General features: G+C 40.6%; 15 protein-coding genes. 10 read left to right on the forward strand and 5 right to left on the reverse strand.

Going from position 1 to position 15,240, the window contains the following annotated elements; all coding sequences use genetic code 11:
* Positions 1-27: 27 nt before the first annotated feature.
* From ODOSP_RS08860 to ODOSP_RS08885, 5 genes are all read left to right on the forward strand, one after another.
* Positions 28-1,374, forward strand: coding sequence for an ABC transporter permease (locus tag ODOSP_RS08860; protein WP_013611998.1), 1,347 nt, complete (start codon positions 28-30; stop codon positions 1,372-1,374).
* Between the two features lie 255 nt (positions 1,375-1,629).
* On the forward strand, positions 1,630-2,190 hold the full coding sequence (locus tag ODOSP_RS08865) for an RNA polymerase sigma factor (protein WP_013611999.1): 561 nt from the start codon (positions 1,630-1,632) through the stop codon (positions 2,188-2,190).
* 5 nt (positions 2,191-2,195) lie between these two features.
* Positions 2,196-2,588, forward strand: a complete 393-nt coding sequence (locus ODOSP_RS08870) for a hypothetical protein (RefSeq protein ID WP_013612000.1) — start codon at positions 2,196-2,198, stop codon at positions 2,586-2,588.
* Entirely contained in the window at positions 2,575-3,657 is a 1,083-nt protein-coding gene (locus tag ODOSP_RS08875) for a hypothetical protein (RefSeq protein WP_013612001.1), read from the forward strand. The genes ODOSP_RS08870 and ODOSP_RS08875 overlap by 14 nt, the downstream gene beginning before the upstream one ends.
* Before the next feature lie 297 nt (positions 3,658-3,954).
* Positions 3,955-5,040: a BF3164 family lipoprotein gene (locus ODOSP_RS08885; RefSeq protein ID WP_013612003.1), complete on the forward strand. Its 1,086-nt coding sequence runs from the start codon at positions 3,955-3,957 to the stop codon at positions 5,038-5,040.
* A 37-nt stretch (positions 5,041-5,077) separates the two neighbouring features.
* On the opposite strand, the gene ODOSP_RS08890 is transcribed toward ODOSP_RS08885, so the two are convergent.
* The 5 genes from ODOSP_RS08890 to gcvT all read right to left on the reverse strand — a co-directional run bounded on the left by ODOSP_RS08890 (position 5,078) and on the right by gcvT (position 11,006).
* The gene (locus ODOSP_RS08890; RefSeq protein WP_013612004.1) at positions 5,078-6,193 is read right to left on the reverse strand and encodes a 6-bladed beta-propeller; all 1,116 of its coding nucleotides are present in this window, start codon (positions 6,191-6,193) and stop codon (positions 5,078-5,080) included.
* A 106-nt stretch (positions 6,194-6,299) separates the two neighbouring features.
* Positions 6,300-7,550: a DUF1015 domain-containing protein gene (locus tag ODOSP_RS08895; RefSeq protein ID WP_013612005.1), complete on the reverse strand. Its 1,251-nt coding sequence runs from the start codon at positions 7,548-7,550 to the stop codon at positions 6,300-6,302.
* 7 nt (positions 7,551-7,557) lie between these two features.
* A complete protein-coding gene (locus ODOSP_RS08900; RefSeq protein ID WP_013612006.1) occupies positions 7,558-8,478 on the reverse strand; it encodes a 3-phosphoglycerate dehydrogenase in 921 nt (306 codons plus the stop codon).
* 90 nt (positions 8,479-8,568) lie between these two features.
* A complete protein-coding gene (gene serC / locus ODOSP_RS08905; protein WP_013612007.1) occupies positions 8,569-9,648 on the reverse strand; it encodes a 3-phosphoserine/phosphohydroxythreonine transaminase in 1,080 nt (359 codons plus the stop codon).
* A 257-nt stretch (positions 9,649-9,905) separates the two neighbouring features.
* Positions 9,906-11,006 (reverse strand): glycine cleavage system aminomethyltransferase GcvT, encoded by a 1,101-nt coding sequence (gene gcvT, locus ODOSP_RS08910; RefSeq protein WP_013612008.1) that lies wholly within the window; start codon positions 11,004-11,006, stop codon positions 9,906-9,908.
* Positions 11,007-11,336: 330 nt separating this feature from the next.
* On the opposite strand from gcvT, the gene ODOSP_RS08915 reads away from it, so the two are divergent.
* From ODOSP_RS08915 to ODOSP_RS08935, 5 genes are all read left to right on the forward strand, one after another.
* Positions 11,337-11,675 (forward strand): STAS domain-containing protein, encoded by a 339-nt coding sequence (locus ODOSP_RS08915; RefSeq protein WP_013612010.1) that lies wholly within the window; start codon positions 11,337-11,339, stop codon positions 11,673-11,675.
* Between the two features lie 225 nt (positions 11,676-11,900).
* The gene (locus ODOSP_RS08920) at positions 11,901-12,584 is read left to right on the forward strand and encodes a response regulator transcription factor (protein ID WP_013612011.1); all 684 of its coding nucleotides are present in this window, start codon (positions 11,901-11,903) and stop codon (positions 12,582-12,584) included.
* Positions 12,581-13,867 (forward strand): sensor histidine kinase, encoded by a 1,287-nt coding sequence (locus ODOSP_RS08925; RefSeq protein ID WP_013612012.1) that lies wholly within the window; start codon positions 12,581-12,583, stop codon positions 13,865-13,867. Before ODOSP_RS08920 ends, ODOSP_RS08925 begins: the two co-directional genes overlap by 4 nt.
* A gap of 80 nt (positions 13,868-13,947) precedes the next feature.
* Entirely contained in the window at positions 13,948-14,385 is a 438-nt protein-coding gene (locus tag ODOSP_RS08930; RefSeq protein ID WP_013612013.1) for a PepSY-like domain-containing protein, read from the forward strand.
* Between the two features lie 16 nt (positions 14,386-14,401).
* Positions 14,402-15,235, forward strand: coding sequence for a PepSY-like domain-containing protein (locus ODOSP_RS08935; RefSeq protein ID WP_013612014.1), 834 nt, complete (start codon positions 14,402-14,404; stop codon positions 15,233-15,235).
* The last annotated feature ends 5 nt before the right edge of the window (positions 15,236-15,240 follow it).

The raw sequence follows: 15,240 nt of genomic DNA on the forward strand, positions 1-15,240 counted from the left end.
TCGTAAACCCCAAATCATAAATCTGAAATGAATAAAACGCTTATCATCATAGGACGCGAATTTACAACCAGAGTACGGAAAAGAAGTTTTCTGGTACTGACACTCGTCGTTCCCATTCTTTTAGCCGGTTTTTATGCTTTCCTGATGTGGATGCTTCTGAAAGACGACACACAGGACCGTAAAATTGCAGTGATCAATCAGTCAGTACTCGAGACACCATTCGAGCAAATCAACAACAATACATTCGAATATCTGAATACCCCGGTCGATGAATCGGGAGCTTCGGAATTTCTCCGGCAACATGACTATTACGCCCTGATTTCAATCCCGGAAAATATTATGGATCACCCGGAAATTCCGGTCTATTCTTTCTCTCAGGTTCCTATGGAATTGAAAAATGAAATCGCGGCCCAATTGCGCAAAAAAATTGAAGACATAAAAAGAGCAAAAGTCATTGCCGAATCACAAGTCCCCGATTTGGAAGAACAATTATCGGCCACACAAACACCTGTACTGGTGCGTACGTTAAAGATCACCGACTCGGGCGAAGCCAAAGAAAGCTCGTCGGAAGTCGCTTCGGCTATCGGATTGATCGGCGGCATGATTATCTACTTCTTTATATTCATGTATGCCTCTCAAGTCATGAAAGGAGTGATCGAAGAAAAAACAAACCGGATTATCGAGGTATTGGTCTCTTCTGTCAAACCGTTTCAATTTCTGTTAGGTAAAATCATCGGAGTAGCAGCTGTCGGCCTCGTACAATTCCTGATTTGGGTAGTATTCGGCCTTGTGCTGATCCTGGTCATGCAAACATTCTTCCTGCCGGGCATCGATCTGGAAGCACTGAGAAATGCCGGCAACCTGGCCGGCGGCCTGCCGGATATAGCCGGTACAGGGAATCTGAGCGCTGAAAAAATGCAAATCATCCAAAAGGTTGCGATGACCATCGACCCGATCTTTATCATTAAATTCCTGGCCTCTTTCTTATTCTATTTTATCGGAGGCTACCTGTTATATGCTTCTTTATTCGCCGCTATCGGTGCTGCCGTCGATAACGAAACCGATTCGCAACAATTCCTGACCCCTTTGTCGATTATCCTCGTCATCGGGTTATACATCGGTTTCGCCGCCATGAAAAGTCCCGAATCCCCGATGGTATTCTGGAGTTCGTTGATCCCGTTCACCTCACCGATCGTTATGCTGGTCCGTATCCCCTTCGGAGTACCGACCTGGGAAATCCTGACCTCTATGGCATTATTAATCGTCAGTTTTATCTTTTTTACCTGGCTATCCGGAAAAATTTACCGCATCGGTATTTTAATGTATGGCAAAAAAGTCACTTGGAAAGAACTTTACAAATGGCTGAAATATTAACCTCTCCCGGGATTCCGGGACGGACTTTTCGTCCCATTTTAAGCAAGCTCTCTTTTCACCTACTTCTAAAATAAAAGATAAGCAATGTTACAGCGGTTTCTATGGTTACTCCTTAACCACTGTAACCATTGCAACTAACAAAATACCGGGCAGTAAGTCTGATATAAAACCGGACAAAAGGTCCGTCCCGGAATCCCAAATTTTTCGACCGATAAGGATTTTCTGCGTTATATTAGTGAATCCACAAAATAAATTATGGAAACACTAGAAATACAAAAATTAATTCAACAAAGCAGACGGCAAGACAGCTATGCTTTCAGTCTCCTCGTAAGACAATATCAGGATTTTGTATTTCGCCTTGCTTTTAGACTCCTTTGTAATTATGAAGAAGCCCAGGACATCACACAAGAAACATTTATCCGGGTCTGGACTCATCTTCCCCAATTCAATTTGCAAGCAAAATTTACAACCTGGTTATATAAAATCACCGTCAATCTCTGTTACGATTCATTGCGTTCGTATAAAAAGCGCCCGATCGTACATGATTCGGAAATTGATTTTCTAAAAGCTTATCAACAACTTTCCGATGAAAATTTGGAGAACAAAGTGATGAATGAGGAGTTGATCCAGATCATCCTTTACCTCACTCAAGAATTGACGCCCAAGCAAAAATTGATCTTTACATTATGGGACCTGGAAGGGCTGGAGGCTGAGGAAGTGAAAGATATCAGCGGGCTCAGCAGTGCTAAAATAAAAAGTAATTTATATCTGGCACGGAAATACATACGGGAAAGAATCGAAAAATTAAACCTATAAATCCTATGGACAAGTACAATGCTATTCTGAATAAATTACAACACACTGCTCCGATAGTCACTGATCCCGAAGGATTGACCCAACGGATTATGAAGGAAATCGAGCAGCCTGTAATCCGTAGAAGATCTAAAATACGAATTATAATGACGGGTATAGCTGCTTCGGTATTATCGGTATGGATGATCGATGAAATAAATTACCGACCGGTCGTCTCACCGACAACAAAAACAGAGGAAATAAATCGTCCGCCCGATAATGCCGACCGTTCGTATATTCCGGCCGAACTTTCCAGCCAGGAAAAAAGGACGATATTCTATTCTGAACTAAAAAGCAGAATGAATAAACAACAAAAGATCAAACAACTCATCCAAAAAATTCAAGATTATGAAACGAAATAATTTATATCTCAGCCTGATATTGGTGGTATTTACCCTTTTTTCCTGCACCCATCGATCTTACCGAATGCAAACCCAAGTCAACCGGGACGGTTCTTGTGTCCGTTCCATTTCGGTGGAGACCCGGGATTCTGCTTTTATTGCCGGAGATACGACTGCGAATCCGCTTCCTATCCAACTCGACACGACCTGGACCGTCGAATGCTATAACGGACAACAAAAAGTAACATGGCCTGTTGTAAATTTCGCTTTATTCCAAACAGATACATTACCCCGCCTGACAATTGTCGCTTCCCGTCGCTTCCCGTCAGTCGAGGCCATGGCTGAAAATTTTCATTTTAATCACGGATTATGGAGTGTTTGTAAACCTTCTATCATTTTCAAGAAGGAATTCAGATGGTTTTACACCTATTATTCTTATACCGAAACCTATCCCCCATTTTCAGTCCTCACCAAGATTCCGTTGGATCATTATCTTACCTCCGAGGAACAGACACTATGGTTTCAGGGAAATGATCCGGCTTTTCAAGGGAAAAACGGCACTGAACTATGCGATTTATTGTCAAAAATCGAACCTAAAGCCTATCTTTGGCTAAATCACAATCTTTTTGCCGAAAGTTATGCAGCTATCGACCGGCTTCTTCCCGACCATCCGTTCAAAAACCGTTTCGAAGCTGCCAGAGACTCTATTTTCCGGCTGAACCAGGACAAATACGATGCCCTCGATGCAAAACTTCCCGAGATGTTGGACAACTATTTTAAAACCGATTATTTTAGCCGGCACGGACAACGGATAGACTCACTCGACGACCCGGAATTAAACCATAAACTCGATTCTCTGGATCTCTATGAAATTACTTTTCAATATGAATTGCTCTTACCGGGAAAAATTCTCTCGAGCAACACCCGGCAAACCACCGCAGGTAAACTGTCCTGGCAACTCGATGCCTATCGTTTCCTGCCGCAAGATTACGTCATGACAGCGCAATCCCGTGCAATAAATGTATGGGCTTTCGCCCTTACTGCCCTTTTGCTGCTCACCGCCCTATATTTTATATGGAAAAGAAAGTGAAATACTATTTTTTGTATAAATTTGTTACAATACCATATCCTTTATTGCTATGCTTAGATCCGCCCATCAACAATCTATTACAAATAGAGGAGATGAATTTGAACGTTTAGATGAAATTATTAAGCAAAATAAGGATTTTCAATTCTACTTTGATTATACTCATAATTTTTTTAAACTAAATCCTCTTATTCCTCGTAGTCAAACATTTCTAATTGAAGATAATAAAATTTTATGTGGTTCTCCTCTCGATAATAAAATGATAATGAATATATTTATCGATTATATAAAGAATTAAATATGAAAAAAACAGTTTATATATGTTTATTACTATTGGTATTATCTTGTACCTCCAGAGAAAAACCATATTCATGTAAACTAGTTGAGTTACAAGATTTAAATACTTTTCCTGTCATCGATTTAACACCGACTTCTATCGCATTAACGGATACGACATTATTGAATCCTGAAAAAATCTGGATTTCAGATACCTTATTGATTATCAAAGATGCAGAAACGGACGAGAATAAATTCTTGAAATATTATTCCCTAAATTCTTTCCATTTATTAAAAACCTACGGAAGTATAGGACGGGGACCCAATGAATATCTAACGCCGAGGGTTTACCGGCATTCCCCGAATAAATTTCTTATTATTGAAAAACTAAGATATACTTTATTTTGTACCGATAGCTTATTCTCCAATCCTCTATACACCCCAGAGAAAATCAATGTCAGAGTGGGATTGACAGCTGCGGATTGTGTATATTTAATCAACGATTCGACCATTTTTGCAAATTCAGGTATGTCCGATTATCAATTTTCCATTGCCAATATTTCCAGTAATCGATATTTATTAAATTACAAGAATTATCCTTCCATAATAAAAGAAAAAAAGATTACCGATTTTATAGCCAATTCGAATATCTATCATGCATTTTACATATTGAAACCGAATACGATGGATTCTGTTGCCATTATTTACAGGCATTTCCCCATCATCGATATTATTTCATTAAATAATTTAGAATCGACCCGTTACCAATTTCCCATCGATAAATCTGTAAATAAAGTTACCGTCCTGGACAAATTAAATGCCCGGGTTGAAGAGGAAGTCAACTACTATAAAAACTATTTCAGCACGGACAACTATATCTATTTATTATACTGCGATTCTAAAAATAAAGATTTATCGATCTCCAATAATAATTTTGAAATACACCAATTCGACTGGCAGGGCCGTTTTTTGAAAAGATATCGTTTGAACCGTTATATTTTAAGCTTCTGTGTCGATGAAAAATCCAACCGAATATACGCAATCAGTTTCCAAAACAATAAGAATTTCTCTCCGGAGATACTCTGTTATTCGTTATCTTCAACGAATTAAGGATATTTGCGAAAACGGGGAAATCTGTCATCCGAATTTAATTACGTACCTTTCCCAACACCAATACAGGATTATCATCATCGGCTATTGCATTATACCAATCATGGTAAGGGGAATTTGCTGATTTTATCCTTTCCCGAAATTTCATTGCAGAAAAAGATTGACAAAGATAATGCTCAGAAACTTCGAACAGATAATCCTCCAATTCAAAGTCAAGGTCGTCGAAATAAATACTCTTTACTTTGAATAAACCATCGTTCAGTTTATCGAATACATAAGTTTCAGGATCCCGGTTTTCGTCGTAAGTAATTATATTTTTACCAAATCTGGAATCAGCCATCCGGATGAATAAACGATCGAATAAGATGAACCGAGAAGTTTCAACTATCATTTCAATTTCTTCTCCTTTTTCATCAGGCTTGAATTCTTTCAAATAATATCCTGCATGAAAATAATATTCGGGTTTTCTTGTATCGGCAGTTATCCGATACAAAGTATCCGTTATCCCTGACATATAGTGAACAAATCCTCCCGCTATCCCCAGATAAGAATGATTCTTCTGACGCTCCTCCCGACAAGTCTCTTTTTTAATCCCTCCCAGGAATTGTCCGGAAGAAGTAAGGGCATAAATTTCATAGGCTGCATCTTTCAATAACAAAGGAATACAATAAAGAACCGAATCACCGGCCAGTATCATCTTCTTCGGAAATCCGTAAATTCCGGGCAGGGAATTTTCATATTCTCCATTTTTCAAATTAATTACCTGGATACTATTTTGCCTTCCATAATCCGAAAAATACAATCGTTCGCCCGGTTCATCTACTGTGAGGGCTATAATATTCTGATATTCGCCCGGAGCACGTCCATAAGAAGCCAATTTACGGATATAAGTACCATCGGCGGCGAACTGATACATTTCTTCGTTTCCGTAAGTAATAATATACTTCTCTCCGGCCCATACCCGAAAATAATCGTTTAACAAAGCCTCTTCTTTCGTCTCCAAACGCACTAACCGGCTCTCACCGACCAATTGACTCCATTTCAAAACAGTGTCCTTTTCCACAGCTCTTGTATCCAGTCGTTTCACCCCGGAGCCGTTACCACATCCCACTACCACCCAAATAATCATCGAAATCAGAATATCTTTAAGCATAAATCGTGAACGCTTTATCCTGTACTGAAACTAACACCCAAATTCACATCCGAAAAAAATACCATCCTCTGAGAGAAGATGGTATCTTATTTCAGATTTTCAAAAATCAAATTTTATGGATTACTAAACCGGAACGAAGTTTCGGTTCGAACCAGGTAGTTTTCGGCGGCATGATATTACCGGTATCGGCAATATTCAGCAACTGTTCCATAGAAACCGGATACAGAGCGAAAGCCACTTTCATCTCCCCGCTGTCTACGCGTTTTTTCAGTTCACCTAATCCACGTATCCCCCCCACGAAATCGATTCGTTTAGAGGTACGCAAATCCTGAATATCGAGGATATCGGCCAACACATGTTTGGAAAGAATGGTCACATCCAATACTCCGATCGGATCGTTGTCATCATACGAACCTGCTTTAGCGGTCAGACGATACCACTTACCGCCCAGATACATACTGAACTCGTGCAATTTTGCCGGATGATAAATCTCGGTACCCATTTCCTTTACTTCGAAATGAGCGTTCAATTTCTCGAGCAACTGAGCTTCGGTCAGACCATTCAGATCTTTCACTACCCGGTTGTAATCGATAATCTTCAGCTGATGGTCGGGGAAATGTACGGCCATAAAGAAGTTGTACTCTTCTTTACCGGTATGATTCGGATTCTTTGCTGTATATTCGGCACCGATACGGGCAGCTGCAGCTGTACGGTGGTGTCCGTCGGCCACATAGGTGTTCGGCACTTTCGTTGCGAACAACTCTTCCAACCGTTTATTGGTTTCCGGACAGTTGATCGCCCAAAAATGGTGTCCGAACCCGTCTTCTGCCACAAAATCGTAGTCTGCTTTCTGATTCTTCACAATATCTTCAACGATAGCGTCAATTTCAGGCACGGCACGATAGGCAAAAAATACCGGTTCCAGGTTAGCATTCACATAACGGGTCAGCACCATCCGGTCCTCTTCTTTATCGGGACGGGTGAGTTCATGTTTTTTAATCACCCCGTTCATATAATCCTCACAGGCAGCACAACCGACAATACCGTATTGGGTACGGCCTTCCATGGTCTGAGCATAAATATAAAATTTCGCTTCCGGATCCTGTACCAACCATCCCTTGTCCTGAAACATTTTGAAATTTTCGACACTCTTATTGTAAACTTCTTCCGAGTGGATATCCGTTCCGGCAGGGCAATCGATTTCGGCCCGGGTAACATGCAGCAATGATTTCGGTTTTCCTGCAGCCATCTGTGCAGCTTCTTCCGAATTCATCACGTCATACGGGAGGCAAGCCAATTCCTCGCATACTTCCTGGTTAGGAGTACGTAAGCCTTTGAATGGTTTTACTATAGCCATAAAAATATTATTTATTTACTTTAAATTTAGCATCTCCATGTTCCAGGAAAGCCACAATTTGACGGGCAGCAGCCAAGCCTGCATTTACATTCGCTTCTTCAGTCTGAGCACCCATTTTCTTCGGAGTAAAGAAATAACGGCCTTCGAACTGGGCATATTCAGCGGCATTGTCCGGAGCGATATCGGAAATATATTTGAAATCGGGACGATCGGCCATCAATTTCACCAATTCTTCTTCATTGATCACTTCCTTACGGGCAGTGTTGATCAATACAGCTCCTTTCGGCATGCGATTCAACAATTCATAATTGATCGATTTCTTTGTCTTCTCGGTAGCCGGGATATGCAGAGATACATAATCACACATCGCATACATTTCTTCGGCAGAATGCAACGGAGTAGCCCCCGCAGCCTTGATTTGTTCATCGGTCATGAACGGGTCGAAAGCATACACTTCCATTCCGAAGCCTTTGGCAATACGTCCCACGTTTTGTCCCACGTTTCCGTAAGCATGTACACCGATTTTCTTTCCTTTCAGTTCATGCCCGGATTTACCGTTATAGAAATTACGAGCCAGATAAACAGCCATACCGAATACCAATTCAGCCACAGCATTCGAGTTCTGTCCCGGAGTATTCATAGCCACTACGCCATGATCGGTACAAGCCTGCAGGTCGATATTATCATAACCGGCTCCGGCACGTACAATTACTTTCAGTTTTTTAGCAGCATCGATCACTTCTTTTGTCGCTTTATCCGAACGGATGATCATAGCATCTACGTCGGCAACAGCAGCGATCAATTCTTCCGGAGAAGTATATTTTTCCAATAAAGCCAATTCATAACCCTGAGCTTCCACGATTTCGCGGATACCTTTTACTGCCACCGGAGCAAAAGGTTTATCGGTTGCAATCAGAACCTTTGTCATAACTACCAAAATTTACGATTAAGATTTACAATTTACGAGAGGCCTCAGCACGGTCGTAAATCGTAAATCTTTCATCTGAATTAATATTATTTATTTTTTATGTGCTTTTTCAAATTCCTGCATGGCAGCAATCAAAGCATTTACATCTTCCATCGTACAAGCATTGTAGGTAGAAGCACGGAAACCACCCACCAAACGGTGACCTTTCACGCCTACGATGTTTTTAGATTTACAGAAATCCAAAAATTCTTTCTCCAGTTCTTCATATCCTTCGGCTAACAAGAACGGAATATTCATACGAGAACGTGAACCTTCTTCAACAACAGCACGGAATACCGTATTGCGGTCGAATTCGCTGTACAATGCATTGCATCTTTCGATAGCACGTCTTTCCATAGCTTCAACACCGCCCATTTGTTTGATCCATTTCAGGGTCTGACCAACGGCAAAGATATTGATACAAGGAGGGGTATTGAACATAGATCCGTTATCGACATGAGTCTGATATTTCAGCATGGTCGGGATCTTGCGGTCAGCCACTACTTTATCCAGATAGTCGTTACGGATAATCACGAAAGTAGCACCGGCAGGTCCTAAGTTCTTCTGGCATCCGCCATAGATCATCATATATTTTTTTACGTCGATCGGACGACTACAAATATCGGACGACATATCGGCAATCAAGGGCACAGGGCTATCCAGATCTTCGAAAATCTCGGTACCACGGATCGTATTATTCGATGTAATATGCAGATAATCGACATCGGCAGGAATCTGGAATCCTTTCGGATAATAAGTAAAATTCCGGTCCTCAGAAGAAGCGATCACTTCAACTTCACCCCAAAGTTTAGCCTCAGCGATTGCTTTTTTAGACCAAACGCCGGTATTCACATAAGCCGCTTTTTTACCCAGGAAATTGTAAGGAATCATGCAGAACTGCATACTGGCACCACCACCCAAGAAAATAACAGAATAATTATCGGGGATATTCAACACTTCTTTGAACAGGGCGACAGTCTCATCATAAACAGCCTGAAAATCAGCTGAACGGTGAGATACTTCCAGAATAGACTGGCCACAATTCCCTAATTCCATCACAGCTTTTGCCGTATTTTCCAATGTCATATCCGGCAACTTACAAGGACCTGCGTTAAAAATATGTTTTCTCATTTTGTATAATAATTAAAGGTTTTAAATTTTAATTCAATTTTTCTTCAAACGTTACAAATATGCAAAATATACTGCGCAAAATATCATTTTATAAGAGAAATATTCGGATTTACTTATAATTTAAAATCACCTTAACAAATCGGTGCCGAATATACCTCAAAAAAGAAATCATTTAATCACTCTCTCTAAGAGAGACACTAATCCCAAAGTCAAAATAATGACTTTGGGATAGTTTTTCGGTATTTGAATTTCCGGTATCAGAAAAAAGGAGTTTTTACAATTTTTGCTTTCAACGCCTTATTTCTCACCCGGATAAATATTTCACTATCTAATTTATGAAAACCGCTTTTAACATATCCAGTACCGATAGATTTTCCGGTTAAAGGAGATACCGTTCCCGAACATACTACACCGATTTCATTTCCTTCGGCATCTTCGATAGGATATCCTTGCCGTGCAATTCCCCGGTCGATGATTTCAAAAGGTTTCATATAACGGGTCGGTTTATCTGCTTTCAATTTTTCATGGTATTCCCGCATGATAAAATCATTTCCGGGCACGAATTTAGTAATCCATCCCAAACCGGCTTCGATAGGCGAATGATCATCGTCGATTTCATGCCCATAGAGACAGAAACCGGCTTCCAATCTCAAGGTATCGCGGGCACCCAATCCGATCGGTTGTATCCCGAATTCCGCTCCGGCTTCGAAAACGGCATTCCACAATTTCTCAGCATCTTTATTATAAGCATAAACTTCACAACCACCAGAACCGGTATAACCTGTCGTGGAGAAAATAACTTTATCGATCCCCGCAAACGGTATTTCTTTAAAAGTATAATACTCCATATCGACAACATTTTCCGAGGTCAGCTTCTGCATGGCTTTCAATGCCAAAGGCCCCTGGATAGCCAGCTGGCAAATATTGTCGGAAGCATTTTCCAGTTCGACGCCCGGTTTCATACCCAGTTCTGCGCCGTATTTTACCACCCAGTTCCAGTCTTTTTCGATATTAGCAGCATTAACTACCAGCAGGTATTTTTCAGCACTGAAACGATACACCAGCAAGTCGTCTACAATACCACCCTTATCATTGGGGAAACAACTATATTGTACTTTTCCGTCTATCAAAGCGGCCACATCATTTGTGGTTAATTTCTGAACCAATTCAAAAGCTTTCGGTCCTTTAATCCAAAATTCTCCCATATGGGAAACATCAAAAACTCCAAGTTTATTACGGACATTCAGATGCTCTTCTTTAATTCCTGTCGGATATTCGATGGGCATATTATATCCTGCAAACGGAGCCATACGTGCTCCCAAAGCTTCATGAAAATGGGTAAAAGGTGTTGTTTTCATTTTATTTTATTTATATCGTAAATTTAGTCGATTCATATTCATCCCGATCCGTCACCGCTTCCACACAAATCCACCTGTCATCTTCCCCGTCATAATTGCAAACGTTAGCATTTAAAAACATCACAAAGATATAATTTATATCTGTTCAGACTTCCTCTTTCGTCAAATTTTTATCCGGCCGGAATATGATTTTCTTATAAAAAAGATTTGGTTATTTATACTTTTTGTCCTATTTTCGACATTCTATAGGCAACCTAAGGAAACATAATTTATTTACATTCAAGAAAAACAACTAATCTAAACCAAAACGCATTATTAAAAATCAAAAAAATGATTACAAAATTAACTGAGCAGAAAGGATGCATCATTGCAGAATTTATCGATTTAAAGAGATTTACATTAGCAGTGACAGAAGAAGTTAAATCAGAATTAAAACCTATACTTTCGCAAGAAGGTAATAAAATGATTTTCGATTTTAAAAACATTGAATTTATAGACAGCAGTGGTATCGGCTGTATTATCTCATTAGTAAAAACAGCCAAAAGCAATCATTCTGAAATCAAATTGTGCAATATATCGTCAGAAGTCATGGACGTTCTGGAATTATTACACTTACCCATGATTCTCGATATCGAACCCGACTTGGCCAGTGCACTGACCAGTTTCTAAAAAAGCTCCCTACCCGGGGGCTTTTTTATCAGATTGAACTTTTTAACCCGAGAATTGCCTGTCAGGCAAATTTTCGATTGGCGAATCCAGAGTCCGACACCATAATAAACAGGGACTCCCGGTTCGCCAATTTATTTCTCCCCTCCAAAACGGAGCAGATTTCCAACCAGGCGATTTCAGTTGTATTTCAGAATTACTATATTTGTTTGTAGAAAAAATGAGTTTATGAAAGTTCTTGTTATAGAAGACGATCCGTCATTACGCGAAATTATTTGCCGTAGCCTCGAGAAAGAAAGGTATGTTACGGAGGAAGCTCCTGATTTTCAAACAGCGTTGGAAAAAACGGCCGATTATACTTACGATTGTATTCTGCTCGACATCATGTTACCGGACGGAAACGGGCTGGATCTGCTGGAAGAATTAAAAAAGGAAAATAAGAAAGAAAATATCATCATCATTTCGGCCAAAGATTCACTGGAGGACAAGGTCACCGGCCTGGATCTGGGTGCCGACGACTATTTACCCAAACCTTTCCATCTGGCCGAACTCATTGCCCGGGTCAAAAGTGTTATCCGTAGAAATCATCATGCCGGTGCCACTTATATCGAATACGGTAATATCCGGATCGACCCGGACCATTTCCAGGTATTTGTTGCAGGTACCCCCATCGAACTGAACCGAAAAGAATACGATATACTACTTTATTTTATCCAGCGTCCCGAAAGAGTAATCAATAAAATGACTCTGGCAGAATCGGTATGGGGAGATCACATCGATCAGGTGGATAATTTCGATTTTATTTATGCCCAGGTGAAAAACCTCCGCAAAAAACTGACCGAAGCGGGTGCAAACGCGGAGGTCAAAGCAGTCTATGGTTTTGGATATAAAATGTCACTTCAAGCCCTATGAAATTAATCTACCGCATCCTGATTCATCTGTCCCTGGCCCTACCGATCATTTTAGCGGCTTGGGGCATACTATTTTATATGGCTATTATAGATGAAGTCAACGATGAAGTAGACGATTCTCTGGAAGATTATTCAGAGGTACTGATCACCCGGGCCTTGGCAGGAGAACAATTACCTTCCCAATCTGACGGTAGTAATAATAGTTATTATCTGATTACAGTAACTGCAGATTATGCCGAGAAACAGAAACGGATCCGGTATTCCGACGAAATGGTCCACATCGAAGCCAAGGGAGAAACCGAGCCGGCACGGGTCCTAAGAACCATTTTCAAAGACAAAGACCGACAATATTACGAACTCACGGTCAGTACTCCGACGATCGAAAAGCAAGACTTACAGGAAGCTATTCTGAATTGGATGCTTCTCCTCTATTTTTCGCTTCTCCTGCTTATTCTTTTGGTGAATACCTGGGTTTACTACCGGAGTATGCGTCCCCTTTATGTGCTACTCAAATGGATGGACCAATATACGATCGGTAAAAGCCAGAGTCCTCCGGATTTGCAAACCAACATCACAGAGTTCCGGAAATTAAATGAAGCAGCCATTCAAACTCACCGACGTAACCAGGCGATCTATGAACAACAAAAACAATTCATCGGTAATGCTTCGCATGAATTGCAGACTCCTCTGGCAATCTGCCAAAACCGTCTGGAAATGATGGCAGAAAGCGAGTCACTTACAGAAGACCAACTGACCGAAATAGCCAAGATCCAACAGACCCTTACCTATATTATCCGACTGAATAAGTCTTTGCTTTTCCTCTCCAAAATAGAAAACGGCCAATTCCAGGAGAGTCAGGAAATTTGTCTGAACGATCTGATCAGCTCACAGCTCGAAGATTACCAGGATATCTACGACTATAAAAACATCCAAGTCGAAGTGCATCAATCAGCCACTTTAACGGTGAATATGAACGAAACACTGGCAACCGCCCTAATCACAAACCTGCTCAAAAATGCTTTTATCCACAATAAATCACAAGGAAAAATCGACATCGAAATTCAGTCCGATCACCTTACCATTTGCAATACCGGTCACCCGGAAGCACTGGATGCCTCCCGTATATTCCATCGTTTCTATCAAGGCAAACATACCGGTGAAGGCTCCAGCGGCCTGGGCCTGTCTATTGCCGAATCGATCTGCAAATTATATCAGCTTCACATCCGATATTATTATACAGGAAAGCATTGTTTCCAGATCGATTTTCTCAATAAGTCGAAATAAAATTCATTTTTTTCCCGATTTCAAAATCTTTTCAGTTTTGGGTTCTACTTTTGAATTGTAAAACTTAAAATTTGAAAGCTATGAAACAAATCATTTTATTATTTGCCTGCCTGTTCGCTTTGCAGGGCTTAGCGAAAGCCGACGACGATAGAGCAATTACAGTCGATCAACTACCTCAAAAAGCTCAGGAATTTATCCAAAAGTATTTCCCTAAGAATGAAATTTCCCTGGCCAAAATGGAAAAAGACTTTTGGGAAAAGAAATATGAAGTTGTATTTGTCAACGGAGAAAAAGCTGAATTTCTGAAAGACGGCTCATGGGAAAAAGTCGACTGTAAATATTCTACAGTACCGACAGGAATCGTACCTCAAGCCATTAAAGACTACGTAAGCAAACACTACCCGGAAGCTAAAATTTTGAAAATTGAACGGGACAGTAAAACTTATGAAGTAAAATTGAACAATCAGCTTGAACTCGAATTCAACAAAGCATTTCAACTCATCGATATCGATAATTAATTAAAAATAAATAACTATGAACTTATACGCATTATTTTTCGGATTAGCCCTATTCGGCTTTTGCAGTTGCGACAACGACGATTCGGTAACCCCTGATCCTCAAGCCCGCCAAGCTTTTGAAAGTAAATATCCCAACGCCACACAAGTGGAATGGGAAAAGAAAAACAATTACCTGATAGCAGAATTCATCGACAATCAACTCGACGGGAAAGCCTGGTTCGATGCTACAGGCCAATGGTATATGACCGAAACCGAGTTGACCCACACCAGCCAACTGCCTGAGGACGTACAAAAAGCTTTGGCAAACAGTGAATATGCACAATGGTATATCGACGATATCGATCGTTTGGAGCGTAACGAAACCGAAACGATTTATGTCATCGAAGTGAAAAAAGACAAACAAGAATACGATCTCTATTATTCAGCCGACGGAATTTTGGTCAAAGTTCAGGCCGACCTAACCGATGACGATTACGAAAACTATCTTCCCGACGCCTCGGAATTACCGGCTTCGCTCCAGCAATTCATCAATGACAAATATCCGACTTGCCGTATCATCGAAACTGAAACCGAACATAACCGTACAGAGGTAGATATCATACACGAAAACCGCAGCAAAGAAGTGATATTCGATGCCTCCGGCAATTGGCTGAATACCCATTACGATGTCCGCCAAAACGAAGTTGAAACCGCCGTAATGAATGCCTTGAAAACTTCGGCTTATGCCGATTATATCATCGACGATATTGAACGTTACGAAACGCCGGATCAAACCTATTACCTGTTCGAACTCGAAAAAGGAGCCAAAGAAATCGAAATAAAAATAGATCTGTCAGGGAAACTGCTTTAAACAGT

This window comes from Odoribacter splanchnicus DSM 20712 (genome assembly GCF_000190535.1).
Classification (GTDB): domain Bacteria; phylum Bacteroidota; class Bacteroidia; order Bacteroidales; family Marinifilaceae; genus Odoribacter; species Odoribacter splanchnicus.

Coding starts and splice junctions, on each gene's coding strand:
- ODOSP_RS08930 (WP_013612013.1), top strand. CDS start 13,948: ATGAAACAAATCATTTTATTATTTGCCTGCCTGTTCGCTTTGCAGGGC.
- ODOSP_RS08860 (WP_013611998.1), top strand. CDS start 28: ATGAATAAAACGCTTATCATCATAGGACGCGAATTTACAACCAGAGTA.
- ODOSP_RS08875 (WP_013612001.1), top strand. CDS start 2,575: ATGAAACGAAATAATTTATATCTCAGCCTGATATTGGTGGTATTTACC.
- ODOSP_RS08925 (WP_013612012.1), top strand. CDS start 12,581: ATGAAATTAATCTACCGCATCCTGATTCATCTGTCCCTGGCCCTACCG.
- ODOSP_RS08885 (WP_013612003.1), top strand. CDS start 3,955: ATGAAAAAAACAGTTTATATATGTTTATTACTATTGGTATTATCTTGT.
- ODOSP_RS08890 (WP_013612004.1), bottom strand. CDS start 6,193: ATGCTTAAAGATATTCTGATTTCGATGATTATTTGGGTGGTAGTGGGA.
- ODOSP_RS08900 (WP_013612006.1), bottom strand. CDS start 8,478: ATGACAAAGGTTCTGATTGCAACCGATAAACCTTTTGCTCCGGTGGCA.
- ODOSP_RS08870 (WP_013612000.1), top strand. CDS start 2,196: ATGGACAAGTACAATGCTATTCTGAATAAATTACAACACACTGCTCCG.
- ODOSP_RS08865 (WP_013611999.1), top strand. CDS start 1,630: ATGGAAACACTAGAAATACAAAAATTAATTCAACAAAGCAGACGGCAA.
- serC (WP_013612007.1), bottom strand. CDS start 9,648: ATGAGAAAACATATTTTTAACGCAGGTCCTTGTAAGTTGCCGGATATG.
- gcvT (WP_013612008.1), bottom strand. CDS start 11,006: ATGAAAACAACACCTTTTACCCATTTTCATGAAGCTTTGGGAGCACGT.
- ODOSP_RS08920 (WP_013612011.1), top strand. CDS start 11,901: ATGAAAGTTCTTGTTATAGAAGACGATCCGTCATTACGCGAAATTATT.
- ODOSP_RS08935 (WP_013612014.1), top strand. CDS start 14,402: ATGAACTTATACGCATTATTTTTCGGATTAGCCCTATTCGGCTTTTGC.
- ODOSP_RS08915 (WP_013612010.1), top strand. CDS start 11,337: ATGATTACAAAATTAACTGAGCAGAAAGGATGCATCATTGCAGAATTT.
- ODOSP_RS08895 (WP_013612005.1), bottom strand. CDS start 7,550: ATGGCTATAGTAAAACCATTCAAAGGCTTACGTACTCCTAACCAGGAA.